At 66.8% G+C, this 19,757-nt stretch carries 21 protein-coding genes; 2 read left to right on the top strand and 19 right to left on the bottom strand.

Annotation, left to right across the window (positions count from 1 at the left end; genetic code table 11):
• Position 1: 1 nt before the first annotated feature.
• From nuoK to ACLJPD_RS17385, 13 genes are all read right to left on the bottom strand, one after another.
• Complete coding sequence (gene nuoK / locus ACLJPD_RS17445; protein ID WP_056819797.1) at positions 2-301, bottom strand: NADH-quinone oxidoreductase subunit NuoK; 300 nt, start codon at positions 299-301, stop codon at positions 2-4.
• On the bottom strand, positions 298-1,119 hold the full coding sequence (locus ACLJPD_RS17440; RefSeq protein WP_410873244.1) for an NADH-quinone oxidoreductase subunit J: 822 nt from the start codon (positions 1,117-1,119) through the stop codon (positions 298-300). The genes nuoK and ACLJPD_RS17440 overlap by 4 nt, the downstream gene beginning before the upstream one ends.
• Entirely contained in the window at positions 1,116-2,903 is a 1,788-nt protein-coding gene (gene nuoH, locus ACLJPD_RS17435) for an NADH-quinone oxidoreductase subunit NuoH (protein WP_410873243.1), read from the bottom strand. The genes ACLJPD_RS17440 and nuoH overlap by 4 nt, the downstream gene beginning before the upstream one ends.
• Positions 2,896-5,307 (bottom strand): NADH-quinone oxidoreductase subunit G, encoded by a 2,412-nt coding sequence (locus ACLJPD_RS17430; RefSeq protein ID WP_410873436.1) that lies wholly within the window; start codon positions 5,305-5,307, stop codon positions 2,896-2,898. Before ACLJPD_RS17430 ends, nuoH begins: the two co-directional genes overlap by 8 nt.
• A 98-nt stretch (positions 5,308-5,405) precedes the next feature.
• Positions 5,406-6,728 carry an NADH-quinone oxidoreductase subunit NuoF gene (gene nuoF / locus ACLJPD_RS17425; RefSeq protein WP_410873242.1) on the bottom strand — a complete coding sequence of 441 codons (1,323 nt, stop codon included), beginning with the start codon at positions 6,726-6,728 and terminating at the stop codon, positions 5,406-5,408.
• Positions 6,725-7,441, bottom strand: coding sequence for an NADH-quinone oxidoreductase subunit NuoE (gene nuoE / locus ACLJPD_RS17420; RefSeq protein ID WP_410873241.1), 717 nt, complete (start codon positions 7,439-7,441; stop codon positions 6,725-6,727). The genes nuoF and nuoE overlap by 4 nt, the downstream gene beginning before the upstream one ends.
• Positions 7,438-8,751 carry an NADH dehydrogenase (quinone) subunit D gene (gene nuoD / locus ACLJPD_RS17415; RefSeq protein ID WP_410873240.1) on the bottom strand — a complete coding sequence of 438 codons (1,314 nt, stop codon included), beginning with the start codon at positions 8,749-8,751 and terminating at the stop codon, positions 7,438-7,440. The genes nuoE and nuoD overlap by 4 nt, the downstream gene beginning before the upstream one ends.
• Positions 8,751-9,503, bottom strand: coding sequence for an NADH-quinone oxidoreductase subunit C (locus tag ACLJPD_RS17410; protein WP_410873239.1), 753 nt, complete (start codon positions 9,501-9,503; stop codon positions 8,751-8,753). Before ACLJPD_RS17410 ends, nuoD begins: the two co-directional genes overlap by 1 nt.
• On the bottom strand, positions 9,500-10,054 hold the full coding sequence (locus tag ACLJPD_RS17405; protein WP_410873238.1) for a NuoB/complex I 20 kDa subunit family protein: 555 nt from the start codon (positions 10,052-10,054) through the stop codon (positions 9,500-9,502). Before ACLJPD_RS17405 ends, ACLJPD_RS17410 begins: the two co-directional genes overlap by 4 nt.
• Before the next feature lie 10 nt (positions 10,055-10,064).
• The gene (locus tag ACLJPD_RS17400) at positions 10,065-10,445 is read right to left on the bottom strand and encodes an NADH-quinone oxidoreductase subunit A (RefSeq protein WP_266288656.1); all 381 of its coding nucleotides are present in this window, start codon (positions 10,443-10,445) and stop codon (positions 10,065-10,067) included.
• Positions 10,446-10,816: 371 nt separating this feature from the next.
• Complete coding sequence (locus ACLJPD_RS17395; protein WP_410873237.1) at positions 10,817-11,218, bottom strand: hypothetical protein; 402 nt, start codon at positions 11,216-11,218, stop codon at positions 10,817-10,819.
• Positions 11,219-11,298: 80 nt separating this feature from the next.
• Positions 11,299-11,646, bottom strand: coding sequence for a thioredoxin (gene trxA, locus ACLJPD_RS17390; RefSeq protein WP_410873236.1), 348 nt, complete (start codon positions 11,644-11,646; stop codon positions 11,299-11,301).
• Between the two features lie 2 nt (positions 11,647-11,648).
• The gene (locus ACLJPD_RS17385; protein ID WP_410873435.1) at positions 11,649-12,086 is read right to left on the bottom strand and encodes a MerR family transcriptional regulator; all 438 of its coding nucleotides are present in this window, start codon (positions 12,084-12,086) and stop codon (positions 11,649-11,651) included.
• Positions 12,087-12,214: 128 nt separating this feature from the next.
• On the opposite strand from ACLJPD_RS17385, the gene ACLJPD_RS17380 reads away from it, so the two are divergent.
• Positions 12,215-13,294: a class 1 fructose-bisphosphatase gene (locus tag ACLJPD_RS17380; protein ID WP_410873235.1), complete on the top strand. Its 1,080-nt coding sequence runs from the start codon at positions 12,215-12,217 to the stop codon at positions 13,292-13,294.
• A gap of 32 nt (positions 13,295-13,326) precedes the next feature.
• Here the strand turns inward: ACLJPD_RS17380 and ACLJPD_RS17375 are convergent, their stop codons facing one another.
• Both ACLJPD_RS17375 and ACLJPD_RS17370 read right to left on the bottom strand, forming a co-directional pair.
• Positions 13,327-13,680 (bottom strand): PLD nuclease N-terminal domain-containing protein, encoded by a 354-nt coding sequence (locus ACLJPD_RS17375; protein ID WP_410873234.1) that lies wholly within the window; start codon positions 13,678-13,680, stop codon positions 13,327-13,329.
• A 7-nt stretch (positions 13,681-13,687) separates the two neighbouring features.
• A complete protein-coding gene (locus tag ACLJPD_RS17370) occupies positions 13,688-14,719 on the bottom strand; it encodes a hypothetical protein (protein WP_410873233.1) in 1,032 nt (343 codons plus the stop codon).
• Positions 14,720-14,832: 113 nt separating this feature from the next.
• Between ACLJPD_RS17370 and ACLJPD_RS17365 the strand changes: the two genes are divergently transcribed.
• Complete coding sequence (locus ACLJPD_RS17365; protein ID WP_410873232.1) at positions 14,833-15,429, top strand: TetR/AcrR family transcriptional regulator; 597 nt, start codon at positions 14,833-14,835, stop codon at positions 15,427-15,429.
• Here ACLJPD_RS17365 and dinB read toward each other — a convergent pair.
• From dinB to rox, 4 genes are all read right to left on the bottom strand, one after another.
• Complete coding sequence (dinB, locus tag ACLJPD_RS17360; protein WP_410873231.1) at positions 15,426-16,661, bottom strand: DNA polymerase IV; 1,236 nt, start codon at positions 16,659-16,661, stop codon at positions 15,426-15,428. The two genes, ACLJPD_RS17365 and dinB, sit on opposite strands and share 4 nt — an antisense overlap.
• Before the next feature lie 33 nt (positions 16,662-16,694).
• On the bottom strand, positions 16,695-17,168 hold the full coding sequence (locus ACLJPD_RS17355; RefSeq protein WP_410873230.1) for a flavodoxin family protein: 474 nt from the start codon (positions 17,166-17,168) through the stop codon (positions 16,695-16,697).
• 106 nt (positions 17,169-17,274) lie between these two features.
• Entirely contained in the window at positions 17,275-18,162 is an 888-nt protein-coding gene (locus tag ACLJPD_RS17350) for an RNA polymerase sigma-70 factor (protein WP_410873229.1), read from the bottom strand.
• A 92-nt stretch (positions 18,163-18,254) separates the two neighbouring features.
• Positions 18,255-19,694 (bottom strand): rifampin monooxygenase, encoded by a 1,440-nt coding sequence (rox, locus tag ACLJPD_RS17345; protein WP_410873228.1) that lies wholly within the window; start codon positions 19,692-19,694, stop codon positions 18,255-18,257.
• Positions 19,695-19,757: the final 63 nt, after the last annotated feature.

Below are 19,757 nucleotides of genomic sequence, written 5' to 3'. Positions count from 1 at the left end.
GTCAGAACTTCAACAGGTTGGCGTCGTCGACCGAGGTCGACCGGCGGGCACGGAAGATCGTCATGATGATGGCCAGGCCGACGACGACCTCGGCGGCGGCGACCACCATGGTGAAGAACGCGATCACCTGACCGTCGAGGTTGTCGTGCAGCCGGGCGAAGGTGACGAACGCCAGATTCACCGCGTTGAGCATCAGCTCCACGCACATGAACACCACGATCGCGTTGCGGCGCAACAACACTCCCGCGGCGCCGATGGTGAACAACAGCGCGGACAGGAACAGGTAGTTCTGGGGGTTCACCGCTTGCCTTCCTCGTCGGCCGTCGGGGTGTCGTCGCGGACCGTGCCAACCGAGAGCGCGGCGGCTTCGGTGTGGGCGCGGTTGCGGCGGTGACGCAGGATCGTGCTCACCGAGAGTTCGGCGAAGGAGCCGTCGGGGAGTTGGGCGGGGCTGTCCACAGCGTTGTGGCGTGCGTAGACACCCGGTGTCGGCAGCGGCGTGGCCCGTTCGCCTGCGGTGCGGAAGCGGGCGCGCGACATTTCGCGCTGTCCGCGTTTGGGGGTGAACTGGTCGCGGTGGGCCAGCACCATCGCACCGATCGTTGCCGTGATCAGCAATGCGCCGGTGAGTTCGAAGGCCCACACGTAGCGCAGGAAGATCAGTTCGGCGAGTTCGGCGATCACGTCACGATCACCGAAACCGCGACCGGGGAAGCTGGTTCCGCTGTCGCGCAGGGCCGCGCCGATGCCGCCGATGAACAGCAACCCGAATCCGACTCCGACGACCGCGGCGGCAATGCGCTGCCCGCGCAACGTTTCCCGCAGCGATTCCGCGGAGTCGACGCCGACGAGCATCAGCACGAACAGGAACAGCATCATCACCGCGCCCGTGTACACCACGATCTGCACGACGCCGAGGAACAGTGCGCCCTGGGCGATGTAGAACACGGCGAGCGCGATCATCGTCGACGCCAGACACAGTGCCGAATGCACCGCCTTGGCCGCGGTCACCATGCCCAGTGCGCCGAGCACCGTGATCGGGGCGAGCACCCAGAACAACACGCCTTCACCGGTGGAGGTGGCGGCGACTTCGGCGGCGAGAACGTGTGCGGTGCTCATCGCAATACCTCCTGCTCCGACGGTGCGGGACCGACCCGGCCCAGGTAGTAGTCGGCCGCGTCGGTGCCCGGTGCCATCGGGTGCGGCGCGGGGGTCATGCCCGGCTGCATGGGCGCGAGCAGCTGGTCCTTCTCGTAGATGAGGTCGGCGCGGTTGTCATCGGTGAGTTCGTATTCGTTGGTCATCGTCAGTGCGCGGGTGGGGCACGCTTCGATGCACAGGCCGCAGCCGATACAGCGCAGGTAGTTGATCTGGTAGACGCGGCCGTACCGCTCACCGGGGGAGAAACGTTCTTCCTCGGTGTTGTCGGCGCCTTCGACGAAGATGGCATCCGCCGGGCACGCCCACGCGCACAGTTCGCAGCCGATGCACTTCTCGAGTCCGTCCTCGTAGCGGTTGAGCTGGTGGCGGCCGTGATAGCGCGGTGCGGTCGGCACCTTCTGCTCGGGGTAGGACTCGGTGTTGGGCTTTTTGAACATGGTGGCCGCGGTGACCGCAAAGCCGGCGAGTGGTTCGAACAGGCCGAGCTCGGGCTTGTCGTTCGCGGGCCGTGGTGGCATCGGCGGCACAGGGAAACCGAGGAACACCGCCGACGTCGACGGTTCCTCCGGCAACGGTGGCAGTCCGGCGGAGCGGCCTGCCCGCAGGAACATCGCGATCATCGCCGCGGTGATCACCAGGCCGACACCGACCAGGATCAGGTTCTGGCCGGGCAGGCCTTCGAGTTCGAGCACGCGCGCACCGGCCACGATCATCACCCACACCAGCGAGGTGGGGATGAGCAGTTTCCAGCCGAGGTTCATGAACTGGTCGTAGCGCAGGCGCGGCAGGGTGCCGCGCAGCCAGACGAACACGAACAGGAACGTCCACACCTTGAGGGTGAACCACAGCAGCGGCCACCAGCCGGAGTTGGCGCCCTCCCACAGGCTGATCGGGAACGGTGCCCGCCAGCCGCCGAGGAACAGCGTCGTCGCGAGCGCGGAAACCGTTGCCATGTTGACGTATTCGGCAAGCATGAACATCGCGAACTTCAGCGACGAGTATTCGGTGTGGAAGCCGCCGACCAGTTCGCCTTCGGCTTCGGGCAGGTCGAAGGGCGCGCGGTTGGTTTCGCCGACCATCGACACGCAGTAGATGAGGAACGAGGGCAGGAGCAGGAAGACGTACCAGGTGCCCTCCTGCGCGCCGACGATCTCGGAGGTCGCCATGGTTCCCGACAGCAGGAACACCGTCGCGAAGGTCAGTGCCATCGAGATCTCGTAGGAGATGACCTGTGCGGTCGAGCGCAGACCGCCGAGCAGCGGATACGTCGACCCCGACGACCAACCGGCGAGCACGATCCCGTACACGCCGATGGAGGTGATGGCGAGGATGTAGAGCACGGCGACGGGCATGTCGGTGAGCTGCAAGGCGGTGCGCGTGCCGAAGATCGACACCTCCGGACCCATCGGGATGACCGCGAACGCCATGAACGCCGGGATCACCGAGATGATCGGGGCGAGCACGAAGATCGGCTTGTCCACGATGGCCGGGATGATGTCTTCCTTGAGCGCCATCTTCACGCCGTCGGCGACCGACTGGAGCATGCCGCCGGGCCCGATCCGGTTGGGGCCGACCCGCATCTGCATCCACGCGACGACTTTGCGTTCGGCGTAGACCGCGATCAGCGGCACCAGCATCAGGTAGACGAACACACCCAGCGCCTTGACCACCACCAGCCACAGCGGGTCGGTGCCGAAAACAGGCCCGGCGTCGGCCGCGAGGAGTAGCACTCGATCACTCATGACGGTGTTCCTTCATCCTGTCGTCGGCGCGACGCAGGCGCACCACGGCGCCGGGTGTCACACCGAGTTCGGCGGCGACCGTCGAACCGGGCGAGTGCAGCGGCAGCCACACCACCCGGTCGGGCAGGTCCGTGATCATCAGCGGCAGCGAGATCTCGCCGCGGTCGGTGGAGACGATGATGTGATCGGCATCGTCGGCTTCGATCTCGGCGGCGGTCGCGGCCGAGAGCCGGGCGACCGGCGGGCGGGCAATGCCGGCGAGGTTGGGTTCACCGTCCTGCATGCGACCGGCGTCGAGCAGCATCCGCCACCCGGCGAGCACCGCCGTTCCCGGTCCCGGAGCGGGGCGGGTCTGGCTGGTCAACTCCGGCGCCGGGATGGGTTCGCCGGTCCACGCACCGAGCGCGTCGAGTTCGGTGCGGGCTGCGGCGGGGTCGGGCAGGTTGATCGAGACGCCCATCTGCGCGGCCAGCGAGTGCAGCACGCGCAGGTCCGACAGCGGGGCGGCGACGCGGCGAGTGGCGTCGAGCGAGGCCGCGGTAAAAGGGCGTGGGCGACCTTCCCAGGTGCGGAAGGTGCCGGACTTCTCCATCGCGGTCGCGACCGGGAAGACGACATCGGCGCGTTCGGTGACGGCGCTGTGCCGCATTTCGAGGCTCACCACGAAACGGGCCGCGTCGATGGCGGCCAGGGCGGCGGCCGGATCGGGCAGATCGGCCGGGTCGACACCGCCGATGACGAGCGCGCCCAACTGGGCTGCGTTCGCGAGGATCGCGGTGGCGTCGCGACCCACGGTGACCGGGAGTTCTGCGGACTGCCAACGGTGTCGAACCTGTTGGCGCGCGGCGGGATCCACGACGGGTCTGCCACCGGGCAACAGACCGGGGAGTGCGCCGGCTTCCAGTGCGCCCCGTTCGCCCGCGCGGCGGGGCACCCAGGCCAACGCGGCACCGGTGGTGTCGGCCAGGCGGGACACTGCCGAGAGTGCGCCGGGGCTGCCCGCGAGACGTTCGCCCGCCATGATGACCGCGCCCGGGGTGGCCAGCATCGCCATGAGTTCTGTTGCATCCTGCGATGTTTCGGCCAGCACGGCACTGATGATGTCGGCTTCGGCGCAGGGCGGGGTTTGGATGAGCGCGCCCGACATGCGTTCGAGGCCGCGGGAGGCGAACGGTGCCAGCGACACCACCCGCTGTCCGCGCGTGCGTGCGGCCTTACGCAGCCGCAGGTAGACGATGGGCGATTCCTCTTCCGGTTCGAACCCGACCAGCAGCACGGCGGGGGCCCGGTCGAGTGCGGCGAAGTCGACCTGCACGCCGCGCCCGGCGACACGGGCGGCGAGGAAGCGTTCTTCCTCTTCCGAGTGCACCCGGCTGCGGAAGTCGATGTCGTTGGTAGCCAGAACCATTCGGGCGAACTTGCTGTACGCGTAGGACTCTTCCTCGGTGACCCGGCCGCCGACGAGCACTCCGGCGTTGCCGATCGCGGCGCTCAAGCCCGCGGCGGCGGCGGTGAGGGCTTCGGGCCAGGAGGCGGGGGCCAGGACGCCGTCCCAGCCGCGCACCATCGGTGTGGTGAGGCGGTCGCGTTCGGTGGCGTAGGCGAAGGCCCAACGGCCCTTGTCGCAGTTCCATTCCTCGTTGACCTGCGGGTCGTCACCGGCCAAGCGGCGCAACACTTTTCCGCGGCGATGGTCGGTGCGTTGCGCACAGCCCGAGGCGCAGTGCTCGCACACGCTGGGTGTGGAGACCAGGTCGAACGGACGGGCCCGGAAACGGTAGGAGGTGCCGGTGAGCGCGCCGACCGGGCAGATCTGGACGGTGTTGCCGGAGAAGTAGGAGTCGAGGGGTTCGGCTTGGGCGATGCCGACCTGTTGCAGCGCACCGCGATCCATCAGTTCGATGAACGGATCACCGGCGACCTGCTGGGAGAACCGGGTGCAGCGTGCGCACAGCACGCACCGCTCGCGGTCGAGCAGAACCGCCGTGGACAGTGGGATCGGCTTGGGGTAGGTGCGCTTCTCGCCCTCGAAGCGTGATTCGGCGCTGCCGGTGGACATCGCCTGGTTCTGCAGCGGACACTCCCCGCCCTTGTCGCAGACGGGACAATCCAGGGGATGGTTGATGAGCAGCAGCTCCATCACCCCGCGCTGGGCCTTTTCGGCGACCGGCGAGCTGATCTGGGTGCGCACGATCATGCCGTCGGTGACCGGGATCGTGCAGGAGGCGACCGGCTTTCGCTGTCCTTCGACCTCCACGAGGCACTGGCGGCACGCGCCGACCGGGTCGAGCAGGGGGTGGTCGCAGAAGCGGGGGATCTGCACGCCGATCAGTTCGGCGGCACGGATCAGCAGGGTGCCGACGGGAACCTCGATGGTGGTGCCGTCAATGGTGACGCTCACCATGTCGGTGGGCACGACACCGCTGCTGTTGCTTGGCGCGATGGCCGGCCCACCCGCCACCCGACCGCCGCCCCTCACGGAATCGCTGCGCGATGCTGGATTCATCGGTCCTCTTTCGCTGGTGCCCACACGGTCGAGGCGGCCGGATCGAACGGGCAGCCGCCCAGTCGCTGATGCGCGAGGTATTCCTCGCGGAAGTACTTCAGCGAGGAGAAGATCGGGCTGGCCGCGCCGTCACCGAGCGCGCAGAATGATTTGCCGTTGATGTTGTCGGCGATGTCGGCGAGCTTGTCCAGGTCGGCTTCGGTGCCCTGACCTGCTTCGAGGCGGCGCAGCAATTGCACGAGCCAGTAGGTGCCTTCGCGGCACGGTGTGCACTTGCCGCACGATTCGTGGGCGTAGAACTCGGTCCAGCGCAGGACCGCCCGCACAACACAGGTGGTGTCGTCGAAGATCTGTAAGGCCTTGGTGCCCAACATGGATCCGGCGGCGGCGACGCCTTCGTAATCGAGGGCGACGTCGAGGTGTTCATCGGTGAACATCGGTGTCGACGACCCGCCGGGAGTCCAGAACTTGAGGGTGTGACCGGCCCGAACGCCGCCCGCGTAATCGAGCAGCTCGCGCAAGGTGATCCCGAGCGGGGCCTCGTACTGGCCGGGGCGGGCAACGTGTCCCGACAGGGAGTACAGGGTGAAGCCGGGTGACTTCTCGGTGCCCATCGAGCGGAACCATTCGGTGCCGTTGCGCAGGATCGAGGGCACGCTGGCAATGGACTCCACATTGTTCACGACCGTCGGGCACGCGTACAGGCCGGCGACGGCGGGGAACGGTGGGCGCAGTCGGGGCTGGCCGCGCTTGCCTTCGAGTGAATCGAGCAGAGCGGTTTCCTCGCCGCAGATGTAGGCGCCCGCGCCGGCGTGCACGATCAGGTCCAGGTCGAAGCCCGAGCCGAGGATGTCGCGGCCGAGCAGGCCTGCCGTGTAGGCCTCGGCGACGGCGGCGTGGAGCCTGCGCAGCACCGGCACCACTTCGCCACGGACGTAGATGAACGCGGTCGCGGCCCTGATCGCGTACGCGGCGATCACGATGCCTTCGATGAGGGTGTGCGGGGTGGCCAGCATCAACGGGATGTCTTTGCAGGTGCCGGGTTCGGATTCGTCGGCGTTGACGACGAGGTAGTGCGGTTTCGTTGTGCCGTCGGGGCCCGGGCCCTGCGGGATGAAGGACCATTTCATGCCGGTGGGGAACCCGGCGCCGCCGCGACCGCGCAGGCCCGCGTCCTTGACGGTTTGGATCACCTCGTCGGGGGTGGAGCGCAGGGCTTTGCGGAGTCCGTCGTAGCCGCCGGTCGCACGGTAGGCGTCGAGGGTCCAGGATCGGGGGGAGGCCCAGTGCTCGCTCAGGACCGGAGTCAAGGTCGTCATCGCGGACCCCCTGCCGAGTCATCTTCTGCTGCAGCGGTTTCCAGCCCTGCCAAGGTGGCTGCACCGGGTTTGCCTTCGAGGGCGCCGGGGCGTTCGTCGGGGAATCCGGCGAGGATGCGGGCGGTCTCGCGGAATGTGCACAGTGGTGCGCCGCGGGTCGGGCGGACCTGGTGGCCTGCCTGCAGGGCGTCGGCGATCGCAACGGCCGATTCGGGGGTCTGGTTGTCGAAGAATTCCCAGTTCACCATCATGACCGGGGCGTAGTCACAGGCGGCATTGCACTCGATGTGTTCGAGGGTGATGGCGCCGTCGGGTGTGGTTTCGCCGTGTTTCACGTTCAGATGTTGTTGCAGCGCTTCGTAAATGACGTCGCCGCCGAGAACCGCGCACAGGGTGTTGGTGCACACGCCGACGTGGTAGTCGCCGGTGGGGGTGCACCGGTACATCGAGTAGAAGGTGGCGACCGCGGTCACTTCGGCGCCGGTGAGGTTCAGGTGATCGGCGCAGAAATCTATCCCGGTGCCGGTGACGTAGCCTTCCTCTGCTTGCACCAGATGCAGCAGGGGGAGCAGCGCGGAGCGGGGGTGGGGGTAGCGGGTGATGATCTCCTTCGCGTCCAGTTCGAGGCGTTCGCGCACATGCGGCGGATACGGTTCGGGACGGGCGCTCAGGCTCAGGAGAATCGGTGTGCTGGTGGGGGTTTCGTTGTTCATCTATCCACTCCGCCCATGACGGGGTCGATGCTGGCGACGGAGGCGATGACATCGGCGAGCATGCCGCCCTCGCACATCGCGGCCACCGCTTGCAGGTTGGTGAACGAGGGGTCGCGGTAGTGCACCCGGTAGGGCTGGGTGCTGCCGTCGCTGACCATGTGCACACCCAGTTCCCCTCGCGGGGACTCCACCGCCGTGTACACCTGTCCCGCGGGCACTCGGATGCCCTCGGTGACGAGCTTGAAGTGGTGGATCAGCGATTCCATGGAGGTGCCCATGATCTTGCCGATGTGCTTGGGCGAGTTGCCGAGACCGTCGGGGCCCAGTTCCAGGTCGGCGGGCCAGGCGATCTTCTTGTCGTCGATCATCACCGGTCCCGGCCGCAGCTTGTCCAGGCACTGTTCGACGATCTTGATCGACTCGGTCATCTCGGCGACGCGAATGATGTAGCGGCCGTAGCAGTCACAGCCGGTGGTGGTCGGGATGTCGAATTCGTAGTTCTCGTAGCCGCAGTACGGATCCGATTTGCGCAGGTCGTGTGGCAGGCCGGTAGCGCGAAGCACGGGGCCGGTGATGCCGAGGGCCATGCACCCGGTGAGGTCGAGGTAGCCGATGTCCTGGGTGCGCTTCTTCCAGATCGGGTTCGCGCTGAGCAGATGCTCCAGATCGCGCAGGCGACCGGGCAGGATGTCGAGCAGCTCACGGACCTTCGTGACGCCGTCGTCGGGGAGATCTTGGGCCAAGCCGCCGGGGCGGATGTAGGCGTGGTTCATCCGCAGGCCGGTGATGGTTTCGAAGACATCGAGGATGAGTTCGCGTTCGCGGAAGCCGAACAGCATCGGGGTGAGCGCGCCCAGTTCCATGCCACCGGTCGCCAACGCCACCAGGTGTGAGGAGATGCGGTTGAGCTCCATCAGCAGCACTCGCACCACGGTGGCGCGTTCGGGGATCTGCTCGGTGATGTCGAGGAGCTTCTCCACCCCGAGGCAGTAGGCGGTTTCGTTGAAGAACGGGGACAGGTAGTCCATCCGGGTCACGAAGGTGACGCCCTGGGTCCAGTTGCGGAATTCGAGGTTCTTCTCGATGCCGGTGTGCAGGTAGCCGATGCCGCAGCGGGCCTCGGTGACGGTTTCGCCTTCGATTTCGAGGATCAGGCGCAACACTCCGTGCGTGGACGGATGCTGTGGGCCCATGTTCACCACGATGCGTTCTTCGGCGCCGCCGTCGATCACCTCGCTGACCTGGTCCCAGTCCTGGCCTGCGACAGTCACCACGGGTGGGTCGTCGCGGCGGAAGTCGGTGTCGGTCATCAGCTGTAGGTCCTCCGCTCGTCGGGCGGCGGTATGCGCGCGCCCTTGTACTCCACCGGGATCCCGCCGAGCGGGTAGTCCTTGCGCTGCGGATGCCCGCGCCAGTCGTCGGGCATGGTGATGCGGGTCAGGGAGGGGTGTCCGTCGAAGTGGATGCCGAAGAAGTCGTAGGTTTCGCGTTCGTGCCAGTCGTTGGTCGGATAGACCGAGAACAGGGACGGAATGTGCGGATCGGCATCGGGTGCGGACACTTCCAGTCGCACGCGGCGCCCGTGGGTGATCGACTTCAGGTGATAGACGGCGTGCAGTTCGCGGTCTGTGTCGTCGGGGTAGTGCACGCCGTTGACGCCGAGGCACAGTTCGAATCGCAGGGAGCTGTCGTCACGCAGCGTGCTCGCGACGGCGACGAGATGTTCGCGTCTCACGTGCAGGGTGAGTTCACCGCGAAAGACCACGATCTTCTCGATCACGGTGTCGAAGGCGATGACTCGGCCCATGAGGGCGGCGCGCAACGTGCCGACGAAGGCGTCGAACCAGCCACCGTACGGGGGCGGGGTGCCCGCGGGCAGGGCGACCGGGGTGACCAGTCCGCCGTAGCCGGACGTATCGCCGGTGCCGCTGACGCCGAACATGCCGCGTCGGGTGCCGATCACCTCGTCCTCGGGCGGTGTCGGTGGCGGCTGTGCCGGCGATTCCTCCGGGACCTCTTGTCCCGCAGGGTTGTCGGTGTTGTCGGGGGAGTCGAAGGTCATCGCAGCAGGCCCTCCATCCGGATGGTCGGCGTGCTGGCCAGTGCGGCCTTTTCGGCGGCGCGGATCGCTTCCTCGCGGTTGACACCCATCGGCATCTCGGCGATCTTGGCGTGCAGGGTCAGGATCGCGTTGAGCAGCATCTCCGGGCGGGGCGGGCAGCCGGGCAGATAGATGTCGACCGGGACGATGTGGTCGACGCCCTGCACGATGGCGTAGTTGTTGAACATGCCTCCCGAGGACGCGCAGACCCCCATGGCCAGCACCCATTTCGGTTCGGTCATCTGGTCGTAGACTTGGCGCAGCACCGGCGCCATCTTCTGGCTCACCCGGCCCGCCACGATCATCAGGTCGGCTTGGCGCGGGGAGGCGCGGAACGCTTCCATGCCGAAGCGGGCGATGTCGAATCGTCCGGCGCCGGTGGCCATCATCTCGATCGCGCAGCACGCCAGCCCGAACGTGGCGGGCCAGACCGAGCCCTTACGCAGGTAGCCGGCGAAATCCTCGACCGTGCTCAGCAGGAACCCGCTGGGCAGTTTCTCTTCGAGACCCATTATTTCCCACTCATTCCCAGCTGAGGCCGCCGCGACGCCACTCGTAGGCGTAGGCGACAGACACATTGACGATGAACAGCGCCATCGCGGCGAGACCGAACAGCCCGAGCGTGTCGAAATGCACGGCCCACGGGTAGAGGAACACGATCTCGATGTCGAAGATGATGAACAGCATCGCCGTGAGGTAGTACTTCACCGGAAAACGCTGTCCCGCTGTGTTTCCCGGGCCGCCCGCGATGGCGTGCGGGGTCGGCTCGATGCCGCATTCATAGGGTTCGAGTTTGGCCCGGTTGTAGCGTTTCGGGCCGATCAGCGACGCCATGATGACGGAGAACACCGCGAACGCCGCGGCGATGGCGCCGAGTACGAGTGCGGGCACCTCGATATTCACGACTGCACTTCCCCTCCTCGCTGGAGCAGGCCGAGCCGTGTGGCCCGGCCGCGGACGGCAGCTTTCGGCGAGACGGGGCCGACAACGTTGTCCGCCGAACCGGGGCTCGCGCAAGGCTGTGCAGCGATGGCGGAGCGTTATACAAGAGCCCGTGCTCGTGTGAGCTAGAGCACAGACTACCGCCGTTTCGAGGCTCCGCCGCACGTTTCCGGGGCGGGGTTTGATCGATATCGGCACCGCGATTCATGAGCGATACGGGGGTAATCGTCTGCGGGCATGCGGGGGCGAACCACAGGTGTCAGCAGTGGTGATGGACAGAAAGGGTATCGCGCGGACTATCCGATGGTTCGGGACGATGTCCGAACGGTCTGTTACCGGGCGTGCAGGACGCCGGCGACCGCGTTGGTGAGCTGCATGGGGTCGATCGGGTGCGAGACGGCGGCCTCGGCACGCGACCAGTTGGCCAGCCAGGCGTCATCGGGGCGACCGGTGAGCACGACCACCGGCGGGCACTGCGCGATCTCGTCCTTGAGTTGCTTGGCGATGCCGAGCCCACCCGTCGGCGCTGATTCGCCGTCGAGGATCGCCAGATCGATCCCACCGGCATCCATCTGCTCGATGACGACCGGCGCGGTGGCGACCTCGAAGAATTCGAGCTCCGGTAGATCGGCACGCGGCCTACGCCCCAGCGCCAGGATCACCTGTTGACGGGTATCGGCATCGTTGCTGTAGACCAGCACACGCAGCGGGGTGGAACCATCGGATTCGGCCACGCTCGGATCGTAGCTCCGGGGGCGGCGCCACCGTGGCAGGTTCGCCGGATCGACCAGTCGCGCAGCGGTATCGGCGATGATCAGCGGCTCACTGCGGCGTCCAACTCGGTGAGGAGCCGGGCCTTGGAGCGGGCACCGACGAGGGTGCGCAGGAGTTGGCCGTCGCGGAAGAGCAGCAGCGTCGGAGCCGCCATGACCTGGTAATTGCGTGCGGTGAGCGGGTTTTCGTCGGCGTTGAGGGTGCGAACAGCGAGGGTGTCCGCGCGTTCGCGGGCGACTTCGGCCAGCACGGGGGCGATCATTTTGCACGACGGGCACCACGTTGCCCAGACGTCCACCAGGACGAGGCCGGGGTGAGCGAGGACGTCGCGGTCGAATGTTTCATCGGTCACCGCGACGGTGCCGACGATCGCAGAGCTCTGGGTCATCATCATTCCTTCAGTTCGATCGATTGACCTGATGGGGGCTGGCGCGCGAAGACTGCCTCCGGCCACGGGAGCATTCGAGTGGTGTTGTGACGGTGTGCGGCGTCGCGGAGTCGATTGGTGAGTGCGTCTCTGCGAGCGGTGAGTGCATCGATTTCTGAGTTCAGCGCGTCGATGGTCCGCTGGTATTCGGCCAGTGAGGCGGGGCAGTCGTCGACGTTTTCGCCGCCTGTCGCCAGGCAGTCCAGGAACGGGCGGGTCTCCTCCACCGGGATTCCCAGGCGATTCAGGGTTCGGATTTCCTGTACCAGCCGGACAGTGTGGTCGTCGTATTCGCGAAAGCCGTTGGGGTGACGTTCCGGCGCGACCAAGCCCAAAGCCTCGTACCGCCTGATGGCCTTGGGGCTGAGCTGAGCCAGCCGCGCAAGCTCTCCGATCCTCATACGACAAATGTAAACGCTGCCCCCAGGGGCAAGGTCAAGCACGAGAGTTCACATTGCTTGTGGGCGGGTCGTGAGCCATTCTGGAAAGAGCAAGGGACACACCGGTTTTCACAGAGGGCTGTTACCGAATGCCGAATGGACTGAAAACACTTACTCGCTACACGATCGAGGAAGAACATCGGCATCCCGGTTCGTCGGGGGAATTCTCCGCGCTGGTCAATGTGGTGGCCACAGCGGCGAAGATCATTGCCAATCAGGTGACACGTGGGGCGATCATCGGGTCAGGGGTCGACGACGAGTCGTCGGTGAGTGGGCGCCTGGATGTGCTGACCGATGAGATCATGGTGGGGCAGACGCAATGGTCCGGGCATTTATCGGGGCTGTTGTCCGAGCAGCATGCGAGGGTGTTGCCCGCTACTCAGCGGCGGGGGAAGTATCTACTGGCCTATGACGCGTTGGACGGGTCGAGCAACATCGACGTGAATCTGCCTGTCGGTTCGATTTTCAGCATTCTGCGGGCGCCGGAAGAGGTTGTCGCCGGCGATGCGGAACCCGCTGAAACCGACTTCCTGCAACCGGGTGTGGAGCAGGTGTGCGCGGGGTTCACGCTGTACGGGCCCGCGACCGTGCTGGTGCTCACCACCGGCAGCGGGGTCGACGGGTTCACTCTCGATCGGGAGATCGGGGCGTTCGTGTTGACCCACCCGCAGATGCGAATCCCACAGGACACGTCGGGTTTCGCGATCAACGCCGCCAATGAGCGGTTCTGGGAGCGGCCGGTGCGCCGGTACGTGCTCGAGTGCCTGGAGGGAGTGGAGGGCCCGCGCGGGCGCGATTTCAATATGCGGTGGGTGGCGTCGCTGGTGGCCGACACGTTCCACATCCTGACCAGGGGCGGGCTGTACCTGTACCCGCGCGATACCCGCAATCCGGCGGTGCCGGGCCGTGTTTCGTTGCTGTACGGGGCGAATCCGATCGCGTTCATCGTCGAGCAGGCGGGTGGGGCGGCGACCACCGGGCACGAGCGGATGATGGAGGTGCCGCCGACCGACGTGCACCAGCGGGTGCCGTTCATCTTCGGTTCCCGCAACGAGGTGCTGCGCATCGAGCGCTATCACCGGGAACCGGACGCGGGCAAGCGGTTCGACAGTTCACTGTTCGGGACGCGATCACTGTTCCGGCCCGCCAAGCACGATCAGCGCACCTAGATACGCGACCGGGCAAGCACTTCTTCAGCCGATCAGGCCGGGTCCTGGTCGCGCTCTTGCTGTTGCCTGCGGGCTTCGCGACGCTGCTGTTCGGCGCGGTCGCGCAGACCGCGCAGGAAGGCCTCGTCATCGTCGGGATTCGACGCGACCTGGCGGCCGGGGCGATCGTATTCACCGAACCGGGTGTTCGAGGCAGGTCGTGACTCGCCCACGGGCCTGCCCGCGAACAACCACAACAGCGCGCCGATCGTAGGGATCAGGACGACGACGATGATCCAGCCCATCTTCGGTAGGTGCCGGATGCCCGCGTCGGGGCTGGTGATGATGTCGACCAGGCAATACACCCACAGGGCGAGAGTCAGAAAGCCGATGACGGCGTAAGGCATTCGGCGATTATTCCACGTCGGCTCGCGCGGTGGATCCGTAGTGGTCGGCGACGGCGGCGAAGGCGAGTTTCGGCTCCCATTCCAGGCCGGGATGGGTGTGTCCGGCGCGGTCGAGGACTTTGACGATGCCGTAGCTGGCGAGATCGAGGTCGTCTCGGGGGTCGCCGTCGGGGCGGTGCGGCATGTCGTAGAGGGCGAAGAGGAAGACGAAGGCGCTGTCGATACCGCTGTCGTCGAAGAGTTCGAGCAGTTCGCGCAGATATGCGGCCTGGCCCGCTTCGTCGCGGAGATAGGCGCCGCGCAGGCGAATCGGGCCGGGACCGTACTCGACGATCTCGAGTCCGCGCGCTCCGAGATCGCCTGCGCCGCGGAAGCTCGCGGCACCGAATTCGGTGACGGCCACGGGCTTTCCCTGCGCGACGAGGTCTCGGACGCCGTCGGCGAATTGGCCGGCGACCTCGGCGGAGCGGTACAGGTCCAGTGACACGATGTCGAACGGTGTCCAGTCGACCCGTTCCAATGGCACTGCGGCATAGGTGATCCTGCCGCCGAAGTGCGCACGGACCAGCGGCACCGCGGCGCCGAGGAAGGTGTTGACGCGCGCGCCCACCTCGCCGACCAATTCGGGGAGTGCGCCCGGCACGGTCAGTGCCGCGACTCGTTCGTCGAGGCTCTCGCCGGGCAGGAAGCCGCTGTTCATCAAGCTCAACTCGGCACCGGTCACGAACACCACCTCGGCGCCCCGCCGGCGGATGCGCTCCGCACGCTCGGCGCAGTCGAGGAAGAGTTCGATCATCTGCGCGGTGGTCTGCTCGAGGGGGTACGGCGAGAACCACACCTCCAGGCCCAGGTCGGCGGCGTAGGTGGCGGCGAGTTCGAGTCGGTCGGGGTCGCCGCCGACGATGCGGACCGCGGTGCAGTGCAGGTCGTCGCGGATGATCCGCAGTTCCTGGCCGACGATTTCGGGGTCGAAGTGAGGGCGGGACGACAGGCCGTCACGGATGAAGCCCGTGTCATAGGTGATTCCGTTGGCGCGCATGTTGTTTCCCTTGTTAGGTATTAAGGTACGTCACGTACCGTATATGAAGGATGAACAGGCTACAAGGGTGAATGGATACGGTACTGTCGTCTGAAAATCAGAGGGGATCGACGATGGTGGACCACGAGAAGTCGGGTGCGACGCGCAGGCGTGGTGTCGAACTCGAGGACGCGATTCTGCGCGCAGCCGCGGCCGAACTCACCGAGACCGGCTACGCCGGGCTGACCATGGACAAGGTCGCCCAACGCGCGGGAACCAACAAGAACGCCATCTACCGGCGATGGCCGAATCGACTCGCGCTCGGCATCGCCGCGTATCGGCAACTGGCCATAACCGTCGATGTGCCCGATACGGGTGACCTGCGCGAAGACGCCCTCGAATTGCTGCGGCGCGCCAACCGGCATTGGAGTTCGGCACTCGGTGCGATCATGCGCGAACTGCTCGCCGCTGCCGGCGGTGCCGCCGAGCTGCTGGCGCAGCTGCCCGAACAGTCGGCCGACGGGACGGCCGCGATGTGGTTGACGGTGCTCGGGCGTGCGGTGGCGCGGGGCGAGGCGCCGCCGGAGTGCCTGCATCCGCGGGTCGCCACGGTGGCGGTCGTGCTGCTGCGCAACGAGTTCGTGCTGCGTGGGGTGCCGACCGCTCCCGATGATGTGCTGGTCGAGATCGTCGACGAGGTGTATCTGCCGCTAATTCGCCGACGCGGCTAGTCGGGTAGCAGCGGGACCGAGATGCCTTCGCCGCTGCGCAGGAGTGCGGCACGGGTGACGGCGGTGGAGCCGAAGCGGCGGCGCAAGTCGTCGAGGGTGGCGTCGAGAGTGTTCTCGGCGCGTGCCTCCAGTGGCAGGGTGAGTTGCATGGTGTCGGCGTCGTCGAGGTTGGTCAGCGAGAGGCCGATCAGGGTGATGCCGCGTTCGGTGATGAGCGGTTGGGCGGTGTCGAGGAGCAGGCGGGCGGCGTGGCGGATGGCAGCGGAGGAATCGGTGGCTTCGACGAGGGTGTGGGAGCGCGTGGCTCGGGTGAAATCGTCGAAACGTAAGCGCAGCACTACTGTTCGGCACACCCGGTCGGCGGCGCGCAGGCGGCGACCGAGGCGGTCGGTGAGACCGTCGAGGTAGGCGGCGATCTGTTCGGGTTCGCGGGGGCGGCGGCCAAGGGCGCGTTGGGCGCCGATTGAGCGTCGGCGTTTGCCGGTCTCCACGCGGCGTGGATCGCGCGCCCAGGACAGGGCGAACAGGTGACGGGCGGCGGCGGGGCCGAGGATCGCGCGGAGATGGGGTTCGCCGAGTTCGGCGAGTTGTCCGATGCGGGTGATGCCGTTGGCGTGCAGGGTCGCCGAAGTGACTTTGCCGACGCCCCATAATCGTTCCACCGGGAGCGGGTGCAGGAAGTCGAGTTCCTTGCCGGGCTCGACGAGGCGCAACCCGTCGGGTTTGGCGACGGCGGAGGCGACCTTGGCGAGGAACTTGTTGCAGGCGATGCCCACGGAGATGGGCAGCCCGACATGATCGGCCACCTGCGCACGCAACCGATGACCGATCTCGATCGGCTCCCCGCTGATCCGGCGTAACCCGCTGACGTCGAGGAACGCCTCATCGATCGAGATCCCCTCCACCATCGGGGTGGTGTCGTGGAATACCGCGAAGACAGCCTTGCTCGCCTCGGCATAGGCCGACATTCGCGGCGGCACGACGATCGCGTGCGGACACAATCGCAGTGCCTGACCCGCGTTCATGGGAGTGCGGATACCGAACGCCTTGGCCTCATAACTGGCCGCCAGCACCACCCCGCCGCCCACGATGACCGGTTTACCGCGCAGCCTCGGCTGATCACGCTGTTCGACCGAGGCATAGAACGAGTCGAGGTCGGCGTGCAGGATCGAGGCCTCGGCGCGGGACTGGATACGCGGGCGACGGGTGGCGGCGGAATTAGACACGAACATATGTTCGCATCGGGGTATGACGAGTTCGGTCGGTCAGGGCGCGGTCGTAGTCCTGGCGCGCAAACTTTCGGCGAACACGCGGGCAGCCGTGAGGTCGGCGGCGTCGGGGTGGCCTTTGTGGATGCCGCCGACCAGACGTAGCGGTAGCCAGGTGTCGAAGCCTCGACTGTCGAAGGCGTCGATCACGTCGAAGCCCTTGCGCTCGATGTCGCGGGTCAAGGTGGTGACATAGCGGCGAATCGGTGTTTCCGGGAATCCGCTGGTGCGGAAGACGAACGCCTTGCCCTGATTCCCGGTCGGCAGCGCGGCGATGAATCGGCGCAGTTCCGGGTGGAAAGCCATGTTGTAGATTCCCGAACCGAAGCCGACGAGGTCGCAGTCGGCGAGCTCGGCCGGGTCGACGTCGGCGGGGTCGAGGACCCGGCCACCGAGCACCTGGTTCATGGCCTGGGCGACGCGCTGGGTGTTGCCGTGTGACACCGATTTGCACACGAGGATGACCTTCATGGGGATGGTCCTTTCGTTCCGCTGCATTGCTGGACACACTCGGAGACACCGCTCGGGTTCCCAGCGTGACACGCCCCCATTAGGTCCTCCGTCACAGCGCGCACGATCAGGGCAGGTCGACGGAGATGTCGAGTGACCGGATGACATCGACCGTTTGCAGTTTGTCGGGATTTCGGACCGCGTAGAGGCCGGTGATGAGGTCGTCGGTCAACTCGACCAACAGCACCGTGTCCAGGTCGCCGTTCTTCGCCCGGGCGAGCACTGCCGGTTGGGCGTTGAAATTGCCGAATTCGACAGTCGCGCCCGCCATCGAGTTGTGTGCCAGCCCGATCATGAACCGCGCGACGGCCTCGGCGCCGATGATCGGGCGACGTGCGGCGGAGACGCGGCCGCCGCCATCGGAGATCTCGACGACGTCGGGCGCGAGCACTGCCATGAGCGCGCCGACATCACCGGTGTTGGCGGCGAGCAGGAAACGGCCGATCACCGCCCGGCTGGTGTCGGAGTCGAGCTGGAAGCGTCGGCGCCGAGCCGCGACGTGGGCGCGGGCCCGGTGGGCGATCTGCCGCACGGCGGTGTCGGATTTGCCGATCATGTCCGCGATCTCGCGGTGGCTGTGGCCGAACACCTCCGACAGGACGAACACCGCACGCTCGGTGGGACCGAGGGTTTCCAGCACGAGCAACATCGCCATCGACACCGACTCCGCCAGCAACACGTCGTGGCCGGCATCGGGCGTGGTGCGGATCGGTTCGGGCAGCCAGGTGCCGACGTAGTCCTCGCGGCGGCGCCGGACCGAGCGGAGATGGTTGATCGCCTGACGGGTGACGATCTGCACCAGATACGCGCGCGGATGCGTCACCTCCGTCGCGTCGCGCCAGCGAAGGTAGCTGTCCTGCAACACATCTTCGGCATCGGCGGCGCAGCCCAGGATTTCGTAGGCGATCGTGAACAGCAGTGGCCGGAAGGTGGTGAACGCGTCGAGCTCGGTCATCGGGCCACCCCTGCCAACCTCATACGCCGATGATTCCGGGCGAGTGCGAGTCGGCGCAACCATGTCGACGCGCACTGGTCGTCAAGAAGACATCACACGTCACCTCGGCGGTCCTCCCCGCCGAACCAGACAGGCAGGTGGGCCAGCAGATCCTGTTGGTCGTCCCCGACCCACGCCACATGCCCGTCCGGGCGAACCAATACCGCGGGGGCATCGAGTTCCTCGCTGACATCGACGACGTGGTCGACCCGGTCCGCCCACCCCCGCACCGACAGACGCCCGGTCTGGTCGAGCAGGAGCCCGCGGCCCGCGTGCATCTGTGCGTAGAGGCGGCCGCGTTTCAGGGCGATGTCGCGCAGTCGCCGACCGAGCAGTGGATCGCCCTCGCCGAAGTCGTAGCGGATTCCGATGGCGATGATCTTCTCGGTCAGATATCGACGCACCTCGTCGAAGTCCATCAGTTGCGACACCAGCCTGCGGACCGCCTGTGGTCCCGGGTCGAGCGACATCAGCTCCATCTGGGCGCGGGTGTTGTCGAGCACGTCGGCCGCCACCGGATGGCGTTCGGTCTCGTAGGTGTCGAGCAGGCCCGCAGGCGCCCATCCGTTGATCTGCGCGGCCAGTTTCCACCCGAGGTTGAACGCGTCCTGGACGCCGAGGTTGAGGCCCTGGCCACCGGCGGGCGGGTGGATGTGGGCCGCGTCGCCCGCCAGCAGCACGCGCCCGACCCGGTAGTGCTCGGCCTGGCGGGTGCCGTCGCCGAACCGCGACAGCCAGCGTGGTGAATGCACCCCGAAGTCGGTACCGGCGGTGGCGATGAGCTGCTGTTTCAGCTCCTCGAAGGTGGGCGCGGCCGTACGGTCCTCGGCGACGCCGTCCGCGGGGGCGACCACACGGTAGACACCGCCGCCCAGCGGCATCGCGCCGAAGCGCAGCTGGGTTTTGCGGACTTCGGCCGTCACCGCGGTGATCGTTTCCGGTGACGCGGTCAGTTCCATTTCGCCGAGCAGGGTCTCGACCCGGCTCGGCTCACCCGGAAACGCGACGCCGAGCAGCCTGCGCACGGTGCTGCGCCCGCCGTCGCAACCGACGAGGTAGCGCGAATGCAGCAGGGTGCCGTCGGCCAGTTCGACCGTGACCGCGTCGTCATCCTGGCTCAGTCCGACCACTTCGGTGCCGCGTCGGATCTCGACGCCGAGCTCGATGGCGTGCTCGGTCAGCAGTTGGTCGGTGCGGGGTTGCGGGATGCCGAGCACGAACGGGTGGGCGGTGTCGAGTCGCTCGGGCGCGGGCTTAGGGATACCGGCGAAGAAGCCGCCGACCGGATGCTTGCGGCCGAGCGCGAGAAACCGGTCGAGCAGGCCGCGCTGGTCCATGATCTCGATACTGCGCGCGTGCAGGCCGAGCGAGCGGACGATCTCGGTCGGCTCGGCGTCCTTCTCCAGCAGGACCACACCCACGTCGTGCAGCCTCAACTCGGCGGCCAGCATCATGCCGGTCGGGCCACCGCCTGCCACGATCACGTCGATCATCGAATACTCCCCTTCGACCAGATATCCGCAGGTTGCGGGCTCGCCGAGAGATTGTGCAGCACG

The sequence above is a fragment of the Nocardia sp. A7 genome (assembly GCF_046549215.1).
In the GTDB taxonomy this organism is placed as follows: Bacteria; Actinomycetota; Actinomycetes; order Mycobacteriales; family Mycobacteriaceae; genus Nocardia.
Note: the sequence above shows the minus strand (reverse complement) of the source record. Positions and strands in the feature narration are given on the sequence as shown.